Annotated in this window: 21 protein-coding genes; 7 read left to right on the top strand and 14 right to left on the bottom strand. The window is 51.4% G+C overall.

Features of this window, described 5'->3' with window-relative positions; translation table 11 throughout:
- The first annotated feature begins 152 nt into the window (after positions 1–152).
- Both B3M32_RS03485 and B3M32_RS03480 read left to right on the top strand, forming a co-directional pair.
- On the top strand, positions 153–689 hold the full coding sequence (locus B3M32_RS03485; protein WP_290743614.1) for a hypothetical protein: 537 nt from the start codon (positions 153–155) through the stop codon (positions 687–689).
- A gap of 155 nt (positions 690–844) precedes the next feature.
- Complete coding sequence (locus tag B3M32_RS03480) at positions 845–1,342, top strand: hypothetical protein (protein ID WP_290743613.1); 498 nt, start codon at positions 845–847, stop codon at positions 1,340–1,342.
- Here B3M32_RS03480 and B3M32_RS12405 read toward each other — a convergent pair.
- The 6 genes from B3M32_RS12405 to B3M32_RS03455 form a co-directional block, all read right to left on the bottom strand.
- On the bottom strand, positions 1,303–1,413 hold the full coding sequence (locus tag B3M32_RS12405; RefSeq protein WP_141225524.1) for a GNAT family N-acetyltransferase: 111 nt from the start codon (positions 1,411–1,413) through the stop codon (positions 1,303–1,305). The two genes, B3M32_RS03480 and B3M32_RS12405, sit on opposite strands and share 40 nt — an antisense overlap.
- Positions 1,414–1,424: 11 nt before the next feature.
- A complete protein-coding gene (locus B3M32_RS03475) occupies positions 1,425–1,880 on the bottom strand; it encodes a hypothetical protein (protein WP_290743612.1) in 456 nt (151 codons plus the stop codon).
- 45 nt (positions 1,881–1,925) lie between these two features.
- Positions 1,926–2,858 (bottom strand): bile acid:sodium symporter family protein, encoded by a 933-nt coding sequence (locus B3M32_RS03470; RefSeq protein ID WP_290743611.1) that lies wholly within the window; start codon positions 2,856–2,858, stop codon positions 1,926–1,928.
- Between the two features lie 30 nt (positions 2,859–2,888).
- A complete protein-coding gene (locus B3M32_RS03465) occupies positions 2,889–3,299 on the bottom strand; it encodes a very short patch repair endonuclease (RefSeq protein ID WP_290743610.1) in 411 nt (136 codons plus the stop codon).
- 51 nt (positions 3,300–3,350) lie between these two features.
- A complete protein-coding gene (locus B3M32_RS03460; RefSeq protein ID WP_290743608.1) occupies positions 3,351–4,742 on the bottom strand; it encodes a sugar porter family MFS transporter in 1,392 nt (463 codons plus the stop codon).
- 126 nt (positions 4,743–4,868) lie between these two features.
- The gene (locus B3M32_RS03455; protein ID WP_290743607.1) at positions 4,869–6,278 is read right to left on the bottom strand and encodes a sodium-dependent transporter; all 1,410 of its coding nucleotides are present in this window, start codon (positions 6,276–6,278) and stop codon (positions 4,869–4,871) included.
- 79 nt (positions 6,279–6,357) lie between these two features.
- Between B3M32_RS03455 and B3M32_RS03450 the strand changes: the two genes are divergently transcribed.
- The 3 genes from B3M32_RS03450 (at position 6,358) to rph (ending at position 8,803) form a co-directional block, all read left to right on the top strand.
- Positions 6,358–7,008 carry a C40 family peptidase gene (locus B3M32_RS03450; protein WP_290743606.1) on the top strand — a complete coding sequence of 217 codons (651 nt, stop codon included), beginning with the start codon at positions 6,358–6,360 and terminating at the stop codon, positions 7,006–7,008.
- 62 nt (positions 7,009–7,070) lie between these two features.
- The gene (gene pheA / locus B3M32_RS03445; protein ID WP_290743605.1) at positions 7,071–7,922 is read left to right on the top strand and encodes a prephenate dehydratase; all 852 of its coding nucleotides are present in this window, start codon (positions 7,071–7,073) and stop codon (positions 7,920–7,922) included.
- A gap of 155 nt (positions 7,923–8,077) precedes the next feature.
- Positions 8,078–8,803 (top strand): ribonuclease PH, encoded by a 726-nt coding sequence (rph, locus tag B3M32_RS03440; RefSeq protein ID WP_290743604.1) that lies wholly within the window; start codon positions 8,078–8,080, stop codon positions 8,801–8,803.
- A gap of 58 nt (positions 8,804–8,861) precedes the next feature.
- On the opposite strand, the gene B3M32_RS03435 is transcribed toward rph, so the two are convergent.
- Complete coding sequence (locus B3M32_RS03435; protein ID WP_290743602.1) at positions 8,862–10,505, bottom strand: hypothetical protein; 1,644 nt, start codon at positions 10,503–10,505, stop codon at positions 8,862–8,864.
- A gap of 27 nt (positions 10,506–10,532) precedes the next feature.
- Positions 10,533–11,843 carry a hypothetical protein gene (locus tag B3M32_RS03430; protein WP_290743601.1) on the bottom strand — a complete coding sequence of 437 codons (1,311 nt, stop codon included), beginning with the start codon at positions 11,841–11,843 and terminating at the stop codon, positions 10,533–10,535.
- 10 nt (positions 11,844–11,853) lie between these two features.
- On the opposite strand from B3M32_RS03430, the gene B3M32_RS03425 reads away from it, so the two are divergent.
- Positions 11,854–12,102, top strand: a complete 249-nt coding sequence (locus B3M32_RS03425) for a hypothetical protein (RefSeq protein WP_290743600.1) — start codon at positions 11,854–11,856, stop codon at positions 12,100–12,102.
- Between the two features lie 7 nt (positions 12,103–12,109).
- Here B3M32_RS03425 and B3M32_RS03420 read toward each other — a convergent pair whose 3' ends face one another.
- From B3M32_RS03420 to B3M32_RS03395, 6 genes are all read right to left on the bottom strand, one after another.
- Positions 12,110–12,934, bottom strand: a complete 825-nt coding sequence (locus B3M32_RS03420; RefSeq protein WP_290743599.1) for a TIGR02147 family protein — start codon at positions 12,932–12,934, stop codon at positions 12,110–12,112.
- Positions 12,935–13,120: 186 nt separating this feature from the next.
- The gene (gene hisH / locus B3M32_RS03415; protein ID WP_290743598.1) at positions 13,121–13,735 is read right to left on the bottom strand and encodes an imidazole glycerol phosphate synthase subunit HisH; all 615 of its coding nucleotides are present in this window, start codon (positions 13,733–13,735) and stop codon (positions 13,121–13,123) included.
- Positions 13,736–13,751: 16 nt separating this feature from the next.
- A complete protein-coding gene (locus B3M32_RS03410; protein ID WP_290743597.1) occupies positions 13,752–14,894 on the bottom strand; it encodes a hypothetical protein in 1,143 nt (380 codons plus the stop codon).
- Positions 14,895–14,958: 64 nt separating this feature from the next.
- Positions 14,959–15,315, bottom strand: coding sequence for a hypothetical protein (locus B3M32_RS03405; RefSeq protein WP_290743595.1), 357 nt, complete (start codon positions 15,313–15,315; stop codon positions 14,959–14,961).
- An 8-nt stretch (positions 15,316–15,323) separates the two neighbouring features.
- Positions 15,324–15,842, bottom strand: coding sequence for a hypothetical protein (locus B3M32_RS03400; RefSeq protein ID WP_290743594.1), 519 nt, complete (start codon positions 15,840–15,842; stop codon positions 15,324–15,326).
- 4 nt (positions 15,843–15,846) lie between these two features.
- The gene (locus B3M32_RS03395; protein WP_290743593.1) at positions 15,847–16,587 is read right to left on the bottom strand and encodes a fibrobacter succinogenes major paralogous domain-containing protein; all 741 of its coding nucleotides are present in this window, start codon (positions 16,585–16,587) and stop codon (positions 15,847–15,849) included.
- Positions 16,588–16,669: 82 nt separating this feature from the next.
- Here B3M32_RS03395 and dusA point away from each other — a divergent pair, with 82 nt between their 5' ends.
- The gene (gene dusA, locus B3M32_RS03390) at positions 16,670–17,698 is read left to right on the top strand and encodes a tRNA dihydrouridine(20/20a) synthase DusA (RefSeq protein WP_290743592.1); all 1,029 of its coding nucleotides are present in this window, start codon (positions 16,670–16,672) and stop codon (positions 17,696–17,698) included.
- Positions 17,699–17,869 lie beyond the last annotated feature (171 nt).

The following is a 17,869-nucleotide window of genomic DNA, read 5'->3' as shown; positions in this document are numbered from 1 at the left end:
TTAAGGAACTGATTCTGCGTTGCCCTAAATGCGGCGCTAAACTACGCTATCCGAGAGGATGAAAGGAGGTGAAAATATCATCAAGGCCCTAAAAGATTTCTTAAACGTAGCGAATTCGATACGTTTAAGAATGTTGGCAATCGGAGATTGTTTTGACCAAAAAAGTGAAAACAAAAAGAAGTTCGCAGAAACGCAGAATGGCGAAGTTGGACGCTTCGCTAAAGTCGGCGTACGAACTTGCCGCAAAAAATTTGGCTTTGACAAAATTTCCCGAAGAGGATTGGATTCGCGTAAATGGGGTGCGACTCTCTAAGACCCGAAAAATACAATCTGAAAAGAGCAAGAATGCAAAGGATGTTCTTGAAAAAGAAATGGAGATTGCATCAATGTTGGCTGCTGCGGGACATTTCGTTTGGATGTTGCCTGAAAACAATGCTGTGGGCAAGAATCCCGATGCAATCATTGATGGATTGATATATGATTTTAAACAAGTTAAGCTTTCGAAGGTGGAGCAGCGCTTTGTAGAGGCTCTTAAGCAGGCGAATAATGTGGTTTTGAGACTGCTTGATGAAAGGAATGTTTCCCGCGTATTGGGCAAAATAAAAAAACATGTAAAAAACAAGAAGGTCGGAACCCTTTTTGTTATTATTGGCTCGGATGTAAGGAGGTTTGATTTTGACGAGATATAAAAAAATCCACGTTTTTTCGGCACAAAAACGTGGAAAACCCTGGCTGCCCGAGCATATAGCCCCGGCAAAGTTCATTGCTGAACTTGACCATAATATACAATATTTTTGTGCTGAAGTCAATAGCTTCATGAGGGAAATTATGGTAGGGAGGATATATGGCTAAAACAATAAATGAAGCTTTTTCTGAATTTATGCAAAATTCGGTAGATTTGGACCCCAAAGATGTTGTAACAGCGAGATATAGCAGGGATAATTTGCTGGAAAATATTGGTGAACTCGATTGTCGAGGTTTCTTTAGGTTCTATCCTGATGTAAATATTCAATTTGGGTCTTTTGCTCGAAAAACGAAGAAACGGCCTCTTGATCATGTGTCAGAAAAGAGCAATTTTGGCGGATTAAATGGCGGATTAAGTGGCGGATTAAGTGGCGGATTAAAAATTGAACTAAATGAAACACAGCAGAAAGTGTTCCTGGAAATCACAAAAAGACCTGGAGTTATGATAAAAGAACTTTCTGGCAGACTACAAATGCCTATTGACACACTTGATAAGGTTGTTTCGTCTTTGCGTAAAAAAGAACTTATTGAACGTCGTGGTTCTAAAAAGACTGGCGGCTATTGGGTGAAAAAGGAACCTACGTCCACAGGCTGGTAATCCTTGTAGATTTCCTTGATACGTTCCACGAGTTCCTTGCCGATGCTTTGGCCTTGGTATTCGGGGCGCACGAGAAGGTGATTTAAATTTTGTATCCAAACTTTCGTATTTTTTCGACGTATTTCGGGTCGCCTAGGCGCGCCTTGGATTCGGCCATAAACTTATCGTTGTCCTTGGCTGCGAAGCCGAGCTTGATCCGGAGCGCGATGAATCCGCTAACGACGCCGAATAGCGAGCATAGGATGCACGCCAGGGTAAGCTTTGTGAAATTGTTTCCATGTACGAATGAAGTTTGAAGTAATACCCCGCAGATTATTGCCATTGACAAAAGGAATGCGGCTCCTTTTGCGTAGAATTTTGCATTCTTGCTACGCGGATCAAATCCGTCAATTGCCACCTCGCGCCAGCGCCTGTCCAGGTATTCGCTGCGGCAGGCCTTGCATTCGCGAATCGGACTGCCGTACATCCACATGTTGCAAGTTTCGCGGTTCTTGGTCTTGCATTCCGGGCAAACCCATTCGGCATAATTCATTTTCATATAAACTCCTAAAAGCTGCTAGAAAGATAGCCTTTTTAAAGCCTGCTATTCCTTCCGGCGATAAACATTCGCCAAAATCGCTCCCGAAATGTTGTGCCACACGGAGAATATGGCGCCAGGCACAGTCGCCATGGCAAGGCCCGAGAACGCAGTCGCCGCAAGGCTTGTAGCGAGTCCGGAATTCTGCATGCCGATTTCGATGGAAAGTGCCTTCGTCTTGGGTGTAGAGAATTTCAGCAACTTTCCGAGGCCAAAACCGCAGCCGTAGCCGAGCAGGTTGTGCAAAATCACCACCGCGAACACGATGGCACCTGTCGAAAGAATCTTTGCGGCGTTGTGCGAAACGACTGCGGCCACAATCATCGCGATGGCAATCACGGAAACGAGCGGCAGAACCTTCACAGCGCGGGCAGTCCATTTGCCGAAAAACTTGTTGATGATTAACCCGAGCGCAATCGGCACGATGACAACCTTCACGATGGAAAGGAACATCGCCAGCACGTCGACGTTCACGGTGGTGCGCAAGAGCAGGTAAGTAATCGCCGGCGTCAGCACGGGAGCGAGCAGCGTATTCACGCTCGTCATACCCACGGAGAGCGCCACGTCGCCTTTCGATAGGTATGTAATCACGTTGCTAGATGTCCCGCCAGGGCAGGTGCCTACGAGAACCACGCCCGCCATCAGCGCGGCGTCGAGCCCGAAAATCTTGGAAAGCAAGAATGCGAGTGCAGGCATCACGATGAATTGCGATGCACATCCAATCGTAATTTCTTTGGGGCGCGTAAACACGAGCTTGAAATCGCCCAGCCTGAGCGTGAGCCCCATGCCGAACATCACGACCATCAGAAGGTAATTCACCCAGCCGAGTTCAATCCAGAGTGTCATTTTGGGAACAAATAGTGAAAGCGCCGCAATAATCAACACGACAACGGCCATCCACTTGCCGATAAAATCACTGATTTTTTCAAGAATAGACATTGGCACCTCGTAAAATCCAAAAAATGTGTCTTATATCTCTATCGTTTCTTCGTCGCCTACGATGAACGCCTTGAGTCGTTCCAGGGTACGTTTAAAGTCGTTCTTGACAGAACATTCCCAGACGGTCGCCACGCGAAATCCCTGCAGCGACAGTTTCCAGTTCGTCCTAATATCACGCACAACGTTATTTGTAAACTTATCGTTCCAAAAATCGGAATTGCTCTTGGGACGGCTCGTAAACTTGCAGCCATGCTGGTGCCAAAAGCAACCGTTGACAAAAACGACCACCCCGTACTTCAGGATATATAAATCGGGCGAACCCGGTAAATCACGGCGGTGGAGTCTATAGCGAAAACCCGAGCGGAACAGTTCCTTGCGGACAATCAGCTCAGGTCTTGTATCTTCAGAATGAACCGCCTGCATCATCTGCGAGCGGTTCATAGGAGTACGTTTTTTACGCCGTTTCATTCAGTAACCCAGAACGGGTCAAATTTACATTTCTTCGAGTTCCTTGCCCTTCGTCTCCTTGATGAACTTGGCCACGAAGAAGATGCTAAAGATGGCGAAGAACGAATAGATGGCGTATGTCGGCCCGACACCTATGCCGTCCTTGCCCGTAAACACCGGGAAGCTCCAGGTCACGATGAAGTTCGCGCCCCACTGGGCAAGTCCGCATATGGCAATGGCAACTGCACGGATGCGGTTGTTGAACATTTCGCCCAGCATAACCCACATGACCGGGCCCCAAGTTGCCGCGAAGAACGTAATGTAGAGATTAGCCGAAATCAACGCGATGACACCCGCAGCTCCAGGGAGGCTTCCATCGGCGTTCGCGCTCATGAAGCAAACCGTCAGGGTGCTGAGTGTAATCGCCATACCAATGCTACCGATAAGAAGCAACGGCTTACGGCCAAGCTTGTCGATAAGCATGATGGCGACAATGGTCATCACCAAGTTAACGGCGCTCGAAATCACGCTAGTGAAGAAGGCGTCACTTTCACCGAAACCAACGCTCTGCCAGAGCATCGTGCCATAGTAGAAGATGACGTTGATACCCACCAGCTGCTGCAAGATGGCAAGTCCAAGACCGGACCACACAATCGGAGAGACCCGCTTCTTGCCACCGACCATTTCGAGCAAGTCGGCCAGCTTGGCAGGCTTTTCGTTCTTGAAGGTCTCGTGGATATTCTCGATTTCCTTATCAACGCCTTCGGAGTCAATCTTCGCGAGAACTTCCTTGGCCTTTTCCAGGTATCCCTTGCGCACAAGGTAACGCGGCGATTCCGGAAGGTTCCACGCGGCAAGCCCATAAAGGGCTGCCGGGATGATTTCGACCCAGAACATGATCTGCCAGGCCCTGAAACTGCCGAAGAAGACATTGTTTGCCGAACCCGCGATACGAACGATCACGTAATTCGAAAGAAGTGCCACGAAGATACCGATCACGATCGCAAATTGCTGCATCGAGCCCAAGCGTCCACGCAAATGGGCCGGAGCCGTTTCGGCAATGTAGATCGGGGCGATGATACTGGCGACACCGATACCGATACCACCAATGACACGCCACATGATAAAGTCCGGGATACCGAACGGAATACCCGAGCCGATGGCACTTATCAGGAACAACGCCGAAGCCGCAAGCATGCAGCGAACACGGCCGAACATATCGGCCAGGCGTCCGGCAAAGTACGCTCCGACGGCAGCACCGATCAACGCCAACGAGACCGCCCAAGCAAGCTGATAATCCGTAGCGTTAAAATGCACCTTCAAAGCACCGTTTGCACCATTGATTACAGACGAATCAAAGCCAAACAGGAATCCGCCTATCGCAGCGGACAACGTAATTAACAGGATGTGTCCAAAATTGGACTTTGCATTAGGCATATAACCCCCATAGTTGAATATAGAGAAATTACCCGTTTACGGGCAGAAAGACCACCGAAACGAGTTTATTTTACGTAAAACTTATTCCAATGTGGAATATTGGGGGCTTTTTTGACGTTTTTGGGACTATCCGAATATTTTTTCGCAGAGCTCCGGCGCAAACTTGGAGAGATACCCCTGGATAAGCAAGATGGAAACCAGGACCGGCAATATCCACTTGAAGTAAATCCTGAAGAAAGCATTGTTCGGAATCTTGTAGCCCTTGCCGGAGTTGATTTCGGCAAAGAACTTCTCCTGGCCCCATCCGTAGCGGCTGGAGCAGAATATCGCCATGAACATGCCACCCGCCGGAAGCATCGTATTGCTCACGATGAAATCCTCGAGATCGAGAACGCAGCTGCCAGGGCCGAACGGTTCAAAGCCCGCAAGCACGTTGAATCCGAGAGCACACGGAATCGAAAGCATAAACACGACCAGGATGTTCCAGAAGGCGACCTTCTTGCGGCTGTAGCCCTTGAGGTCCATCCAGAACGAGACAAGGTTCTCGAATACGGCTATCAGGGTAGAAAGCGCCGCAAACGACATGAAGAGGAAGAACGCAGCACCGCAGAACCTGCCCGCGGGCATCATGGAGAACACGTTCGAGAGCGTGACGAAGATAAGGCCGGGTCCCTGACCGGGTGACTGGTTGAACGCGAAACAACTCGGGATGATGATGATACCCGCAACAAGGGCGACGACAGTATCGAGAATGCAGACGCTTGCAGCCTCCTTGACGAGGGAATGCTTCTTGCCGATGTAACTTCCGAAAATAGCCATACTACCGATACCGATGCTCAGCGTGAAGAACGCGTGCGCGAACGCGGCGAAGATTGCCTCGCCGACCCCCTTGCCGGACTGGGTCAGGCGTTCGAAAGACGGCAACAGGTAGAACTGAAGACCGGCAGTAGAACCCGGAAGCGTGACGGCACGGATGGCGAGCAGCACCATGATGACAAGCAGGCAAATCATCATCTTCTTGGTAACCCCCTCGACGCCTTTCTGGAGTCCGAGCGAAACGACGCCCAGGCCGAGCACAATGGCGACGGTCATCCAGAATATCATGAGTGCGGGATTCGAAAGCATCTCGCCGAAGCCACCTGCAATCTGGTCCGGAGTTCCCTTGAGGAAGTTGTTGTCGGTGACCATCTTGTAAAAGTAGTAGAGCATCCAGCCCGTAACCACCGAGTAGAAAGCCATCAATATGTAGTTTGCCGAAATCAGCGGGAATTTTGCCCAATGCCACTTGGTACCCGGCTTTTCCAGGTTGTCGAAGGCGCGGGCGATACCGCTTCGGCCGCCACGACCGAGCGCGAGTTCCGCCATGAGGATGGGGAGCCCGAGGAAAAGCAGGAAACCGAGGTAGGGCAGCACGAAAGCCGCACCGCCGTACTGGCCCGCAATGTAGGGAAAACGCCACACGTTGCCGAGGCCGATGGCACAGCCGGCAGCGATGAGAATAAAGCCGAGTCGAGATTTAAAGTTTTCGCGTTCCATGCCCATAAAGTTAAATTTTTTCTCTCCGCGACATCCCTTCTTTTGCCTAAAACAGATATACTTTATTACATTTCAATCGATGGCTCTGTCTCAAAAACTTTATTTCCGGACGCTCGCTGCAATCGGCTGCATTTGTCTTGTCAACTGCACCATGCCTGTCCGCACCGGATACGACAGGTCCATCGGCGACTACAAGCCCGCGCCCGGTCAAGCCGCACAGAGCGAGCCGGTCCAGGAACAGCCCGCCGCACAGGAACAATCCTCCGTACAGGACACTTCTACGCACCACAAGACTTCTGCCCAGAAGGTGAAAGAAGCTGCCACGCGAAAGGAAGCGAGCAAGGTTGCGCCAAAGCCGGAATCCCGGGGGACTCTCGAAAGCTACGCCCGCGGCTGGCTCGGCGCAAAATACGTTTACGGGCAGGCGACCAAGACAAAGACGGACTGCTCCGGATTCGTGATGCAGGTCTACAAAGGCTACTACAATATCGCGCTCGACCACAGTTCCTCCGGCATGTACAAGGATTCCCGCGGTTCCAAGGTGAGCAGGGGCAGCCTGAAGGAAGGCGACCTTGTATTCTTCGGCAGCTTCTGGAAAATCGACCACGTAGGCATCTACCTGAACGGGGACCGGTTCATCCACGCAAGCACCAGCAAGGGCGTGATGATTTCGCCGATGAACGACAAGTACTGGAGCCACAAGTACCAGGGCGGGCGAAGGTTTAAGTAATTGATAAATGATGATTGATAATTGATGATTGATAATACACTCTGTTTACTATCTTTCACACTATGAAGAAAATCGCATTTCAGGGCCGTCGCGGGGCCTATAGCGAAAGCGCCGCCTACCACCTGTTCGGAAACGATATCGAAGTAGTCCCGATGGACACGTTCGAACAGATTTTCCAGGGCATCGAGACCGGCGCCGTGGACGGCGGAGCCATTCCTATAGAGAACTCCACCGCGGGTTCCATCTACGACAACTACGATTTGCTGTTCAAGTGGCGCCACCCCATCGTGGGCGAAGTCAAGTTGCAGATTTCGCATTCGCTCTGTGCACTCCCCGGGACAAAACTCGAGGACATCAAGGAAGTGCTGAGCCACCCGCAGGGCCTTGCGCAGTGCAGCCGCTTTTTCGGGCGCAACCCGCAAATCAGGAGCACCGCGTTCTACGATACCGCAGGCAGCGCCGAGGAGGTCGCAAAGCGTGGCGATAAAACCGTAGGCGCGATCGCGAGCGCCTACGCCGGCAAGTTCTACGGTCTGGATATTCTGGCCGAAGGCATAGAGAACTTGCCGGGGGTGAACTTCACCCGGTTTTACGCCATCCAGAAGACGGCGAACCCGCTTCCCGAAGAAGGCACGATCAAGACGACGCTCCTCTTTATGCTGAGCGATTCCGGAAAGTCCGGCGCCCTGCACGCCGCGCTCGGCTGTTTCGCCAAGCGCGACCTGAACCTCACCCGCATCGAGAGCCGCCCGCACCCCGACCGCCCGTGGGAATACATCTTCCACCTCTCCTTCGAAGGGAGCCCGAAGGACGAAGCCGTCATCGACGCGCTCAAGGAACTGCAGACCTACTGCGACTTCGTGTACCGTCTCGGGAGTTTCCGCGAAGGCACGACGGAGAAGTTGTCGTATTAGACGAAAGAACGGCTCTGCGAGCCTATAGACGAAAGACGAAAGGAAGATGAAGCCGCCAAACTTTAACCACAAAGTGGAGAGCGCCGTAACCGAGCCCATAGTTCGACAGGTTCACCAACCACTGGCCACCGTTTACTAACCACTATTTTATCACTATGACTTACACACGTACAGACAGAAAACCTGAAGAATACCGCAATCTCAAGATGACCACCGGCTTTATTTCGAGCGCCGATGGTTCCGTCCTCATCGAGATGGGGCGCACCCGCGTCATCTGCAACGCGACTCTTTTGCCGAAAGTCCCGGACTGGCTCGCCGGCCGCGGCACGGGCTGGATTACCGCCGAATACAGCTTGCTCCCGCAGAGCACGGGCAAGCGTGTAGAACGCGAACGCAAGGGCGCGAGCGGCCGCACGCAAGAAATTCAGCGCTTGGTCGGGCGTTCTTTGCGCGGGGCCGCAGATCTCGCAGCTCTCGGCGAGAACGCCATCGTTGTCGATTGCGACGTGATCGAAGCCGACGGTGGCACGCGAACGGCAAGCATCATCGGCGGTTTTGTCGCCCTCGCCATCGCCCTCAAGAAAATCAAGGAACGCCTCGGCATCACGCAGCAGATATTGAAACACGGCATCACCGCCATCTCGGTAGGCGTCGTCGATGGCAAGCCGCTCTGCGACCTCTGCTACGTGGAAGACTCCGCCGCCGACGTGGACATGAACGTCGTTATGCAAGATGCCAAGAACTTCATCGAAGTGCAAGGTACCGGCGAACACGCAAGCTTCGACCGCAACATGCTCAATACGCTCCTCGACCTCGGCGAGAACGCCTGCAAGGACATCTATAAAAAGCAGATGGAACTCATCGGCGGCGAACTGCCGTAGTTAGCCTTACTTTACAAATGTCCAGTGAAAACCCGCCGCGAGTGCGACGGGTTTCATATTATTTGATAACCAGTCCCAACTTTCCTGATACGAACGGGTCATCGCCCGGTGAACAGAAATTCGTTTTTTCGGAATACTTGCCAAGCCCTCTTATATTAATTCGGCTCTTAGTATTCGCTTCGCCCTGTACTGCAAAGAGAATCGATGTCATAAATGTCGTACTGACTTCACTAAACACCGTCATAAAATTATCCCAATCGGCACATACCGTCTTTAGCTTAATGGACTTGGGCAATGTCATCTTAGGCATTCTAGAAAGATTTCCAAATCCACCTTCTTGAGTATAAGCCAAAATAACTTCCAAATCAGTGTCCGAAGCATACGTTACACACAAGCCTCCCCAACTTGAGATATTAGCCTTAGCAGCCGGTAAATCACCATCAAGCGGATCAACAACACCAGCGACATGGAAACCTATACCCAAATAACCTTCTTTTGCAAATTGCAATTCACCACAAGCGCCCATACAGTAATCATAAATTTCATCGCCCGTCGGATATTCAATCCCAAGCGGTTGCGGCAATTTTACAGAACCAACACCGGACATATCATCGTCAAAGCTGAACCAATATCCTGAAGTTTCGGTACCATTATCTAATCCCGTCTCAACGGTCGTCAGAGGAGATGCAAATCCATTCCACATTTCGCTAACTTCTTTCGGTTCAGTGCATTGTCCAGAACTGGAACTGCGCAGTACAATAATCCCTTCATAGGCAGCTGCAGGGCCATTATCCTTTGGTAAAACTTCAGCATGGCCATCAATTTCACAAGCTCCATTCGCATCATATTTACCGATTGCCGAAACAGTAAGGTGCCCCGTCATTTTCTCGGTACTTTTCATTTTTAATCTAATGCTACGAGCATGCTTTGAAGATTCTACAGCATTCAGTTCATTCCATGTAACGCACTTTTCTACAAAATCAATAGATTTATCAAGCTTAACTTCATATAAAGCAGCACTATCAGCTTCGAGTTCCAAATAAACATCCTGATCTGCGGCGTATGTTACACATACACCACCCCAATCGCTGATATCCCCTTCTCTCACACCATCAATGGGGTTCGACTTCATCGGGTCTTCAACGCCAGCAACATTGAAACCAAAACCGGCATACGCTTCGTTTGCAGAACCCCTATCTAAAACAAACGCACCACAATAGCCGCCGCATTCCCCTATAAGACGTACAATATTTTCCCATTCATTCAATTGATCATCGTCATTAATCGGAAATTCAATAAACGACTTTCCACCTTTAAAACTATCTCCGAAATTATACCAGTAACCGGCACCATATTTATCGTCAGGATCAAGTCCTGTCTTCACAGGAACGTATTCATCCGTGCCCTTCCACATGCAAGCGGCCGTATTTTTCGGAGCTTTTGCACTACTTGAGGAATTTGCAATTACGCTACTCGATGTCGCCGCAACATTTTCGTTGCTGCTCGACGCGACATTCGCGGCACTCCCGCCGGCATCGCCACTGCTCGACTCCGCAACAGACGAACTGCTTTCGCCAGACACCACCGAAGTCCCGCTAGACTCCGGCGAATCGATGGAAGCGTCCGACGGATTGTCATCGAAACAAGCGACTAGACAAAGCATCGCCACGCTTGTGACAAGCCTCAAGATTTTCCTAAACATAACACCCAACCTCCTTCATTTATAAATTTAATAAACGGTTTTGGGAATAGAGCAAGCCCCTTTAGTAGAATATTTGCCGATACCCGCTATATTAAACTGGTTCCTATCGCCATTTTCAGTACTCTTTACAATAAACTGAATCGTACTCACTGCCGTTCCCAGATTCGGGACACTCGGTTGAAAATCATCCCAGGCAACACACTTTTCGATAAGCCCTCCCGATGCAGGGAGAGAGGCTTTCGGAGAATTTTCGTACGGGACATCTTTTACAACAACATTTAAGTAAGCATCCTTTTCGGAATAATAAGTGATGCAAAGGCCTCCCCAGTCCTTGATATCGGCAAATTTAGGCGTTCCATAGCAAGTGTTACCTTCACAAGAAGTCAATGTGTCTTCAGCAATATTGAACGCTACAGCAGATGCGGCATAATCCGCTTTTTCCAAAGTAAATTCCATCGTTCCGCAAAAACCATTGCATTCCATGATAACAGGCTCATACATATAAGGCTCGTATTCCGGATTTGGATAAGCCGGAAATTCAATTCTTGAATATGCACCCTCGGGAGAAGCATCGTAATCATACAGCATCCCGACAAATTCATCCCGGTCGTTATAACCCGTATTTACAATGCCAGACCCATTCAAGCCCTTCCACAAGCAAGTCAATGAATCGCTATCATCAGTGATCAAGCCGACATCCTGTTCATTCACACCGCCATCACGCCACTGCGGAAGATTCTCGTCGTAAGTACTGATACCTACGATATTGAAATCTCCCGAACCATCGGAATTGCCCATAAACACAAAGGTAATGGCCTTAATTGCTTTGGCAGCCTCTTCGCCAGAATAGACCTTGCTCAATTTAGCCGCATTGTATTCTGCCCAGGCAGACACCTTAAAATCGCTCCACTTGGCACAACGCGTAATGGCGGCATCAGGTTCAAGCATCTTCTTAAGCGTCGGTGCATTTGTCACCGTTTTCGGGAGTGTTATCATCGGATAAGTCATAAACGGAGACACATTGCTAATCGTATCTATGCCACCGACATCCACATTGAGATAGACATTCACCGGATACTCAGAAGCATACGTTACACAGATGCCACCCCACGCGGAAACATCCGCGGTAGAATCCTCTTCGGCAAGCATGATGCCAAGCCCCACCCAGGGAGTCGATATGGCGTTGCTCAACTTAATGGTCCCGCACATGCCCCCACAAGCATCAACAACAACGTCGTAAGATTCGCCACTATACTCGTTTCCTTGCTGCACCGGAAAACTGAGGGTCGACATGCCCCCTTCCACATAGTCACTAAAACTGTACCAGTAACCGGTCATTTCATTATCCGTGTTTATCTTAGCGATACCGTCCGCGCCGTTCCACAAGTCCAACTTGGGCGTCACCGCAACGCTGCTACTCGACAACGTCGGCGACGAACTCGACAACACCGGCAACGAACTCGACAGCGAATCGGTCAAGGAACTGCTAACGTTCTGGGCGAAGGCATTATCATCTTCCGTCACCCCCGCCATCTTGCCCGATTCGGAGCATGCGGCCAAGGCAAGCAGGCCAACAAACGCCATCAGTTCAACATAAGTCTTCTTCATTTATTTATCCTCCCCCCCCAAGTCAGCGGGAACAACTGTAAATTTAACCTATAGACACGCTCTACGGAGCGGCTTTTCAATGCAATCTGGGTAATCTTTTTACGGCAAAGTTCCAGCTCCTGCAAGACCTGTTCGTAGTCTTCGGCAGAAAGGCCCATCGTAAGCCCGGTAAAGTTCCTCTCCGAAGCAGGGAACTTCTCGATGGCTTCCTCGGCAAATTGGGCCATTTCTCGATGCATGGAACGGAGCGCCACCGGCATCACTTCCGAGGACCCCTTCAGGTGCGCATCCGCCTGTTCGTAGCCCTCCCCCTTTTTCTTAAGGAGGCCCGTCTTCACCATAAAATCGAGCGACTCCCGGATTTCCCCCGCACTAACCGCTTGGCAGCAACGCTTCGCGATTTCTCCCGGAGTCGCCCCTGGCATCACCGGCGCCAATTCTCTCACCACCGGATGAATCCAGGATTCATAATACTTGAACGCCTCTCCGTCGAGAACCTTCACCTTGCAGTTTTTCGCAAGTTCAAGCATGAGCTCGAAGGTCTTCTTCTTATCCATATCCGATTCGGCATGGCAGTAGTTGACCATGGCCTTGAAATATTCAAGTTCAAAGCCGGCCAGGTGCAACGCCGCGCCGACATTTTCCGCACCCGCCGAAGAAAGGCGGGACTTCCCCTCGCACACGAGTTTCAGGTAGGTCGGAGAAGAAAAACCTGCAGCACGAGCGAATTCACGCCACGAGAACGACGAAAGACGCTTCTTTTCGTCGTAGTAGTCCTGCATGAACTGCCGGTAATCCAGATATTCTGTTATTGGTTTCATGCCAATAAATATACACCCGTTTTTTCACAAAAGCAACATGTTAATGATACAAAAATCGTATTTTTTATGCCTTTTAAGGCCTTTTTTTGAATTTCTTCAAATTTCGTGTTTTCATGATACGTTTTAATTCCAAAAAAAGGAGAAGCGACGGCCTCTCCTCATTGCGGCGTTGCCGCCCGCATTTTCTTAAATATTCCAGTCGCAGAAGTTCTTGAGCATCGCGAGACCCACGTCGCCGCTCTTTTCCTGATGGAACTGCGTGGCAATCAGGTTGTCCTTGCCCACGATTCCCTGGAATGTCTGCGTGCCGTAGGTCGTTTCGGCAAAGGCGTACTCCGCCGGAACCTGCGGATGGTACGAATGCACGTAGTAAAAGTCGCAACCGCTGCGGATACCTTTCATGATCGGGTGCTCGCGCGTAAAGTTCACCTGGTTCCAGCCCATGTGCGGAATTTTGAGGCCCGGTTCGTCCCTGAATCGCACGGCCTTGCCCGGGACGAGCCCGAGAGTCTTCACGCCGCCGTCTTCCTCGCTTTCTTCCAATATAATCTGGCAACCGATACAGATGCCGAGTACCGGGTTTCCGGCCTTCACCACCGTCTTGATGGCCTCGCCGATTCCGGTCCTTGTCAAGGTTTCCATGGCAGACGCCGCCGCTCCCACGCCCGGGAAAATCAAGCGGGTCGCCTTCGCGATTTCGTCGGCATCCCGGCTCGACTTGGCATCAACGCCGATACGCGAAAGCGCGTTCATCACGGATGTCAAGTTGCCGGCATTGTAGTCAACCACGATTACAGACATAAGTTCCCTCTACTTTCTATTTACACCAGGGATAATCCACGATTACCTGGGACCGGAGTTTCTCGACGGTAGCAGGATAATCGAGCGAGGCATCCATCTGCATCACGCCCAGCACGTAATCCGCGGCACGAGCGTTGATGTTCGCGACGTTGTCCCAGATTTCGGCATGGCCAGTTCCTTCGCCACCACGGTCGTAACCGGCATCGGCCAAGAGCGGCTTGCCCGTTATCTCGTAGATTTCCTTCCACGTCGCCTTGTTGCCCGCGCGGATTTTCTCTCCGCCCGCGAAGGTTCCGCCTCCAGAAGTGCTCGCGTAGTCCACGAGGCTCATATCGAAATTGGCGTACCACGCCGCCTGCGAAAGGCCGTTCCAGTCCGATATCCACGGGGAAATATCGATCGCGATTTTCGCCGCCGGCAGATACTTCTTGATGGTAGCGACGATTCCCGAGAAATACACGCCCATGTCGGCATCGGGAATACCGCCGTCTTCCTGCACGTCGCCGTTGAACTCGGCCTTCTGCAGCGAAGACGATTCCGAATACTGGTAAAAGTCCGGTTCGATAAGCCAGATGGTTTCAAACGTGTCCGGATCCTGTTCCAGGAAAACCTTCAGCTGATCCCTCATGCCCGAAGCATACTGTTCATAGCGGTACAAGATGGAATCCTTGTAGAACTGGCGCAGCACATTGGCACCGTCGGTACACAGCGTCTTCGGATGCTCCTCGTCCTTCATGTTGCAGTCCACAAGGCCCATATCCTTGCCGAGCTCGGCAATCACGTACGCGTAGATCATGGGTGTCGCATGGATATTCACGCACGTTTCCACCATGCGCTTCTCGAATTCGTTGTACCAGCCGTTATCGCCCAGCCAAACGGCCACGTAATCCAGCCCCTTGTAGTTGGCCTCGTCTTCGTGCGCTGCCTGCCAGGCCGCGCCGAAATTGAAATGGCAACGGTCAAAACCGGGAGTGCGGGGCTTTTCGGACTTTTCTTCCGAAGAAGACTGTCCCGTGGAACTCTCCGGAATCACGCTGCTCGAGGAGGGGGCAAACGCGTTTCCCGGGACGACGGCGTCATCGGCCGACGTGCTTTCATTGCATGCGGAAAAAATAGCCAAGCTCATCGCCAGTGCAACCAAGACTGCATTCGATTTCATAGGGCTCCCTTTATTTTTCCCAGGCACCAAGTAAAACTTTCCGCGCGAAAGATAGAATTTTTCTCTACTTGTTCAAGAAGTCCAACGCTTCGCCGGCAAGTTCCACGCAACGATTGCACGGGATAACGGCATTCGGGCGGATTTCCTTGCACTTGGAGCAACCCTTCGCGCCACGCTTGAAAAAGTCCTCGATAGATTCGGCATGGTCCGGCTGCATCATCTTGGCCGCATAGAGCGCACCACAAAAGCCTTCGGGAGCGCGGCCGCCACCAAAGTTCCTGAACAATTCCGCAGCGTTTACGGATTCCGCTTCAGACTTCCCTGTCGCCCGAGCATAACCGTAGGCCACCGACATGGCGCAATTACCGCGGTGTTCCGCATGAAAGTTCTTCGATAGTTCCGCAATGGATTCCTGTGCCATCCTTTCTCCTATTCGTTACCCATGGCCGAATGACGTTTCTTGTAATCCGCCAGTTTCTGGTTGTAATACTGAGCCTTTATACGCGAGCCGTTCGCCGAAATGTCGAAACCGTACGAGAACCCGACAGAAGCCAGCGCACCTACAAGCAGGCCCTCGCCCACGTAACGGCAAATACGGCCGCGCCCCTCGTCCTCGATAAAGAGCCCGGAGGCGAACACGCCGAAGCCGGCAACGCCTATGCCTCCGGCCACCCACAGCAGCACATTCGAAATCGCATGCTTGCGCGTGGCGTCTTGTGTGTTGCGGAAAGCTTCCACCTCATAATACTTGAGGCTGTCCGGATTGGCAGGTTCGTTCCAGTTCACCGACTGCCCTTCCGGAACTTCCACCATGTTTACGGGAGCAGGCTGTTCCACGACAGGAGTCGGCGCGGACGAATCGGCAGGCTGCAGCACCATGCCCTCGGGCACAAGCTGTGCAAAGGCGAAAGCGGCAGAAAAAAGCAGGAAGGCTAAAATTTTATCCATAAGACTATTCGTCTTTCAGACAGCGGACAGAGAGGCCGTAACGGCTGTCGTCAAGAGCCGTACTTTCTCCATCAAACCGGTCAGTCAAACTAAAGCTAATCGGCTGACCATCCTCGCTTTCCGAAGACGTCCAGAAATAGGCTCCGTCGCCCAGGTTCTTGTAATCTTCCGAAGCAAGCTTAAAGCCGGCAGGGAGAGCGTTGAACCCAAAGTTGTCGGTTCCGTTTTTGTAGGACCATCCTTCTTTCGACCTCAACCGTTCTCCCTCCGTAAAGGAATTCCCCATATTCGCGGACAGCTGTTCAAAGTCTTCCTTGCTGGGCAGGCGCCACCCTTCGGGGCACATTTTCTTGGCCGTTTCCCATGGATACAATTTCCCGTATAATTCGCAATAGTATTCCTGGTTTTTGAAACAGGATCCAAATTGATTTACTTCCTTGTAATTCAGGTTTTCGGCCATCCACTCCTGGGCAGACTCCCCTTCGCCAATAACTACCGTCTTGTAAGTTTGGCCGTCACGCGCATCAGTCAAAATCCCGTAAGAGATCTTGTCTTCTTCGGCCTCGGACGAACTGAAAACGATAGCATCGGACGAGAGCGGTTCTTCTATCGACGAGCTCGATTCCACCAGGGAATCGCTGGATTCTCCCGGGACCTCGTTCGTCTCGATCGAAACCGATTTGCTGTCTTCGCCGCACCCAAAAAGAAACAGGGATGCGGCGACAAAAACGAAAAGTTTTTTCATAAAAAATCTCCTGCAAAAAAATTACATAGAATCGCTTAGCTTGTCAATAAACTCCCCCGTTTCTTTTTCTACATTTACCGCCATGAATCTGGATTTCAACCGCAGGCTTTCCATTGCGCCGATGCTCGACTGCACCGACCGTCACGAACGCTATTTTTTGCGGCTGATTTCCAAGCACATCTTGCTCTACAGCGAGATGGTTGTTGCGAACGCGGTGCTCCACGCCAAGCCGGAGCAGTTCCTCGGACACGAGCCGTTCGAATACCCTGCAGTTTTGCAGCTGGGCGGAAGCAACCCCGCAGACCTCGCCAGCGCAAGCAAGCTGGTAGAAGCCGCCGGGTTCCAGGAAGTGAACCTGAACTGCGGATGCCCTTCGGACCGCGTGCAGAACGGGAACTTCGGTGCATGCCTCATGAAAGAGAAGAATGTTGTCGCCGACTGCTTCAAGGCGATGCAAGATGCCGTAAGCATCCCCGTTTCCATCAAGTGCCGCATCGGGGTCGACGAGTTCGACAGCTGGGAATTTTTCGAGGATTTTATACAAACTATCCGCAATGCGGGTTGCCGGATTTTCATCGTGCATGCGCGCAAGGCCTGGCTCCAGGGGCTCAGTCCCAAGGAAAACCGCGAAGTGCCTCCGCTGCACTACGATTTCGTGCACCGCCTCAAGGCGCAAATGCCGGACCTGAACATCAGCATCAACGGCGGCATCAAGACGCTCGACCAGATAGAGGAACAGTTGAAAGATTTGGACGGCGTGATGGTCGGGCGCGAAGCCTACGAGAACCCGTGGTTCCTTCACGATGCAGACGAACGCATTTTCAATGACATCCGCCCCGAAAGCGACGACCCCGCGAAGATCGCTGCGGGAGAATGCCGTCCCGCCACACGCAAGACGTTGCTCGAGGCCTACCTCCCCTACGTGGAGAAGCAGATTGCCGAAGGCTGCCCGATGACCATCCTGGTAAAGCATCTCTACGGCCTTTTCACGGGTCTTCCAGGAGCCCGCAAGTTCCGCCAGGCCCTCAGCAACGGGGCTCCCAGGGCAAAAGGACCGGCAGAGGCGGTCACCCTCGTAAAAAATGCGATGGAACTCGTCCAAGAGCCCTAAAAACGCCTAATTTGAGAAAAATAACGCAATCCGTCCCCTTGACAAAGCCCCTAAAATTTTCTCTATTTGGAGACACATTTTTAAGTTTAACCCTTAACGGAGAAACAACATGCCTTGCGGAAAGAAAAGAAAGCGCAGGAAGATTGCGACTCACAAGCGTAAGAAGCGCCG

The sequence above is a fragment of the Fibrobacter sp. UBA4309 genome, from assembly GCF_002395745.1.
GTDB lineage: Bacteria > Fibrobacterota > Fibrobacteria > Fibrobacterales > Fibrobacteraceae > Fibrobacter.
This window is presented reverse-complemented; position numbering and strand designations above follow the sequence as displayed.

Bases quoted from the DNA above. Each gene is read 5' to 3' on its own strand.
- hisH (WP_290743598.1), bottom strand. From the start codon at position 13,735: ATGTCTGTAATCGTGGTTGACTACAATGCCGGCAACTTGACATCCGTG.
- B3M32_RS03400 (WP_290743594.1), bottom strand. From the start codon at position 15,842: ATGGATAAAATTTTAGCCTTCCTGCTTTTTTCTGCCGCTTTCGCCTTT.
- B3M32_RS03465 (WP_290743610.1), bottom strand. From the start codon at position 3,299: ATGAACCGCTCGCAGATGATGCAGGCGGTTCATTCTGAAGATACAAGA.
- B3M32_RS03430 (WP_290743601.1), bottom strand. From the start codon at position 11,843: ATGACCGGTTACTGGTACAGTTTTAGTGACTATGTGGAAGGGGGCATG.
- B3M32_RS03435 (WP_290743602.1), bottom strand. From the start codon at position 10,505: ATGTTTAGGAAAATCTTGAGGCTTGTCACAAGCGTGGCGATGCTTTGT.
- B3M32_RS03455 (WP_290743607.1), bottom strand. From the start codon at position 6,278: ATGGAACGCGAAAACTTTAAATCTCGACTCGGCTTTATTCTCATCGCT.
- B3M32_RS03460 (WP_290743608.1), bottom strand. From the start codon at position 4,742: ATGCCTAATGCAAAGTCCAATTTTGGACACATCCTGTTAATTACGTTG.
- B3M32_RS03410 (WP_290743597.1), bottom strand. From the start codon at position 14,894: ATGAAATCGAATGCAGTCTTGGTTGCACTGGCGATGAGCTTGGCTATT.
- B3M32_RS03475 (WP_290743612.1), bottom strand. From the start codon at position 1,880: ATGAAAATGAATTATGCCGAATGGGTTTGCCCGGAATGCAAGACCAAG.
- B3M32_RS03480 (WP_290743613.1), top strand. From the start codon at position 845: ATGGCTAAAACAATAAATGAAGCTTTTTCTGAATTTATGCAAAATTCG.
- B3M32_RS03470 (WP_290743611.1), bottom strand. From the start codon at position 2,858: ATGTCTATTCTTGAAAAAATCAGTGATTTTATCGGCAAGTGGATGGCC.
- B3M32_RS03395 (WP_290743593.1), bottom strand. From the start codon at position 16,587: ATGAAAAAACTTTTCGTTTTTGTCGCCGCATCCCTGTTTCTTTTTGGG.
- dusA (WP_290743592.1), top strand. From the start codon at position 16,670: ATGAATCTGGATTTCAACCGCAGGCTTTCCATTGCGCCGATGCTCGAC.
- pheA (WP_290743605.1), top strand. From the start codon at position 7,071: ATGAAGAAAATCGCATTTCAGGGCCGTCGCGGGGCCTATAGCGAAAGC.
- B3M32_RS03450 (WP_290743606.1), top strand. From the start codon at position 6,358: ATGGCTCTGTCTCAAAAACTTTATTTCCGGACGCTCGCTGCAATCGGC.
- B3M32_RS03405 (WP_290743595.1), bottom strand. From the start codon at position 15,315: ATGGCACAGGAATCCATTGCGGAACTATCGAAGAACTTTCATGCGGAA.
- B3M32_RS03420 (WP_290743599.1), bottom strand. From the start codon at position 12,934: ATGAAACCAATAACAGAATATCTGGATTACCGGCAGTTCATGCAGGAC.
- rph (WP_290743604.1), top strand. From the start codon at position 8,078: ATGACTTACACACGTACAGACAGAAAACCTGAAGAATACCGCAATCTC.